At 41.6% G+C, this 2,929-nt stretch carries 3 protein-coding genes; 2 read left to right on the top strand and 1 reads right to left on the bottom strand.

Annotated features, from left to right (window positions below; translation table 11 throughout):
• Nucleotides 1-158 precede the first annotated feature (158 nt).
• Both FHQ30_RS12120 and tnpA read left to right on the top strand, forming a co-directional pair.
• Entirely contained in the window at nt 159-1,202 is a 1,044-nt protein-coding gene (locus FHQ30_RS12120; protein ID WP_139610841.1) for a porin, read from the top strand.
• A 194-nt stretch (nt 1,203-1,396) separates the two neighbouring features.
• On the top strand, nt 1,397-1,861 hold the full coding sequence (gene tnpA, locus FHQ30_RS12115) for an IS200/IS605 family transposase (RefSeq protein WP_139625178.1): 465 nt from the start codon (nt 1,397-1,399) through the stop codon (nt 1,859-1,861).
• A gap of 123 nt (nt 1,862-1,984) precedes the next feature.
• Here tnpA and FHQ30_RS12110 read toward each other — a convergent pair whose 3' ends face one another.
• Nucleotides 1,985-2,875 carry an endonuclease/exonuclease/phosphatase family protein gene (locus FHQ30_RS12110; protein WP_139610840.1) on the bottom strand — a complete coding sequence of 297 codons (891 nt, stop codon included), beginning with the start codon at nt 2,873-2,875 and terminating at the stop codon, nt 1,985-1,987.
• Nucleotides 2,876-2,929 lie beyond the last annotated feature (54 nt).

The raw sequence follows: 2,929 nt of genomic DNA, 5'->3' as shown, positions 1-2,929 counted from the left end.
GGTCTTGACAGTAAAAATAGACTCTGTCAGTATGCTCCATGTGACTACTTTGAAATTTGCGACTTCACAGTGCAATGTTTCAAATGAGTTCTGTTTATTTGTGTACTAGCAACCGAATAAATATATTGATTTAAATCAAACCTAAAAAGGCAACTATTATGAAAAAAACATTAATCGCATTATCTGTTGCAGCAGTCGCAGCAACATCAGCCAATGCCGCAGTGGTGTATGACCAAGACGGCGCTAAAGTCGAAGTGGGCGGTTCTTTGCGTGTGTTATTAAGCAAGGACTCTGGTGAGCGTGCGGATCTGAAAAATAAAGGCTCTCGTTTAGTTGTGAAAGGATCGCAAGATCTGGGCAGCGGCTTAAGCGCTTTGGCTAACATTGAATTCCGTTTTGAAAAAGATAATGAAAACGGATTTGACAATGTTGAAACCAAACGTTTGTATGCCGGTTTTAAACAAGATGGTGTAGGAACAATCACCTTCGGACGTCAATTAACCAACTTGGATGATGTTGGTCTGTCTGATTACACTTACGATTTGGGTGGCGTCAACCAAACTCAAACCAGTGCTAACAAATCGGTTAAATTCCGTAGTGCTGAGTGGTCAGGTTTCAGCTTTGGTTTAGACTATATGTTCGGTGAAGCTGACAAAGATGAGTATAACAACAAAGCCGGTTGGGGCGCAGCGTTATTCTATACTGCTGATCTGGCAGCGAATACCCAATTAAATCTGAACGGTGGCTTCAGCCAAGTGAAATCCAATAACGTGGCGGAACACAAAGAGAATGCTTTCACCGTCGGTTCTGAGTTGGTGGTGGACAAATTTGCGATTGCAGTTGACTATTCACAAAATAAATCGACTAACGGTGTAGATTCAATCACTTATCGTTCTATGAGCAATAGTACTGTCAGCGAATTACCGTTTAACAAAAAACGTGAAATCGGTTTAGGTCTGAAATATCAATATCTGGATAATGCCTCTGTTTACGGTCAATACATCTGGGGCAGAGCGGATCAAGTCGATCTGAAAAAAGCAGCGAATTTGCGTGCATGGATTGTTGGTGCAGACTATAAATTACACAAAAATGTGATCACTTATGTCGAAGGCGGCTCATTCAAAGCCAAATACAATGCTGAAATTGGCGGCGGTAAAGACACCGACAACTACGCAGGTGTAGGTTTGCGCGTGTTCTTCTAAGTCTTTGAAAAAAAGCAATAAATCCATAAAGCCGGGTGATTCCGGCTTTTTTTATTATAGGCAGACGAAGGCTGCCTATAAAAACCATACGCTATGCGTATGGAATCAAAGAGCTTAAGCGATGAAAAGAAAAAATCCTCCGATATAATGAACAAGGCTGACAACCAAAATTCAAGATATAGGAGGATATGCCAATGGCAAGTAAGTCCAATGACGATTCGAGTCTATCACACACAAGATGGAACTGTAAGTATCACATAGTCTTTATCCCAAAATTCAGACGAAAAGCGATTTATGGGAAATTACGAATGGATATAGGTAGCATATTACGGCAGTTATGCCATTACAAAAATGTCAAAATAATAGAAGCCCACGCAATGAAAGATCATATTCATATGCTCTTAAAAATTCCGCCAAAGCTAGCAGTATCAAGTTTCATGGGGTATTTAAAAGGGAAATCGTCGCTCATGATTTTTGAAAGACATGCAAACCTAAAATATAAGTATGGAAACCGGCATTTTTGGGCGAAAGGTTATTATTTAAGTACAGTGGGTTTAAATACAAAAGTTGTAGAGGAATATATCAGGAACCAGGAAAAAGAAGACATGATTCAAGATAATTTATCGAAGAAAGAATATGTGGACCCCTTTAAGGGGTAAGCCACAGAGTTATTGTACAGTTGTTAGTCTTTTCACATGCCCCTTGAGGGGCATATGAAGTACTAGGCCCTTATAGGGTAGCCGAAAAACCGCACGTTTCACGTGCGGATTGTTATTTTTTATTCATTTGTTATCGCCAATAGTGTTCAACTCAAATTCCACAAACAACGGGTTGTGATCCGAACTGTCACTCGGTTCAGTCCACGCCTTCAGCACTTGAATATCACGCACAAAAACATGATCCAACGGGTTGTCCATAAACGTCAGGCGCAGGTCTGGCTGGAACCGCACTTCGTTTAAGGCATATTGTTTGGCAAGCGTTTGGATTAAATCTAAACGTTTGCCACTCCAGCTATTGAAATCGCCTGCGAGAATAATCGGACCTTGATGCCGACTGACCAAATGAAACATTTCGCGCAGTTGATTGTGGTAGTTTTCAGGATTCCATTCAAAATTGACCAAATGGAGATTGATGACTAGCAAAGTGCGGTCACCGCTGAGAGGATAAACTGCCGCTTGGGCAATTTTGGGTATCCGAATCCAAGGTTCGTTTTCACTGCCGACACAATACTGTTGCGGCAATTGGTGAGATAACAGCATCACGCCTGACATATCACCATGGTAGGCAAAAGTGCCGGCTTGCACCCCGTGCCAGCTGGCGGGTGCAGATAAAAAGTGCGGTATTTGGTTTTGTTCGGTCGCTTCTTGCAGTAATAAGAAATCCGCTTGTGCCGAATATTGCTGAATAGCTTCCTGCCAGCCGGGATCTTGCCCTTTGTGTAAATTCCAAACAAGTAGTTGATAGCGCGCTTTTTCCGCCAGATTTTCTCTCGTTGCGACATGTTGCCGAAAACAAACAGTGTTATTTGAAAGTGCGGTCTGCTGGTAGTTGTCGGTATCTAAATTGATAGTTGTAATTTTAGGTTGGCTAAAAATCGTCAGTGGGCGCAGGAAGTGGTATCCCAAGCCCATGATAATGACGAGCACCAATAAAAAAAAACGTGATTTTTTCATTTAATCCTCTGTAGTATGAAAAATCTCTCGGAAGCATAGGGTCTGTTGATCTTT

Source organism: Testudinibacter sp. 'clade 2', assembly GCF_006227735.1.
In the GTDB taxonomy this organism is placed as follows: Bacteria; Pseudomonadota; Gammaproteobacteria; order Enterobacterales; family Pasteurellaceae; genus Chelonobacter.
This window is presented reverse-complemented; position numbering and strand designations above follow the sequence as displayed.

Excerpts from the sequence above, each read along its gene's own strand:
- FHQ30_RS12120 (WP_139610841.1), top strand. The coding sequence starts at position 159 with ATGAAAAAAACATTAATCGCATTATCTGTTGCAGCAGTCGCAGCAACA.
- tnpA (WP_139625178.1), top strand. The coding sequence starts at position 1,397 with ATGGCAAGTAAGTCCAATGACGATTCGAGTCTATCACACACAAGATGG.
- FHQ30_RS12110 (WP_139610840.1), bottom strand. The coding sequence starts at position 2,875 with ATGAAAAAATCACGTTTTTTTTTATTGGTGCTCGTCATTATCATGGGC.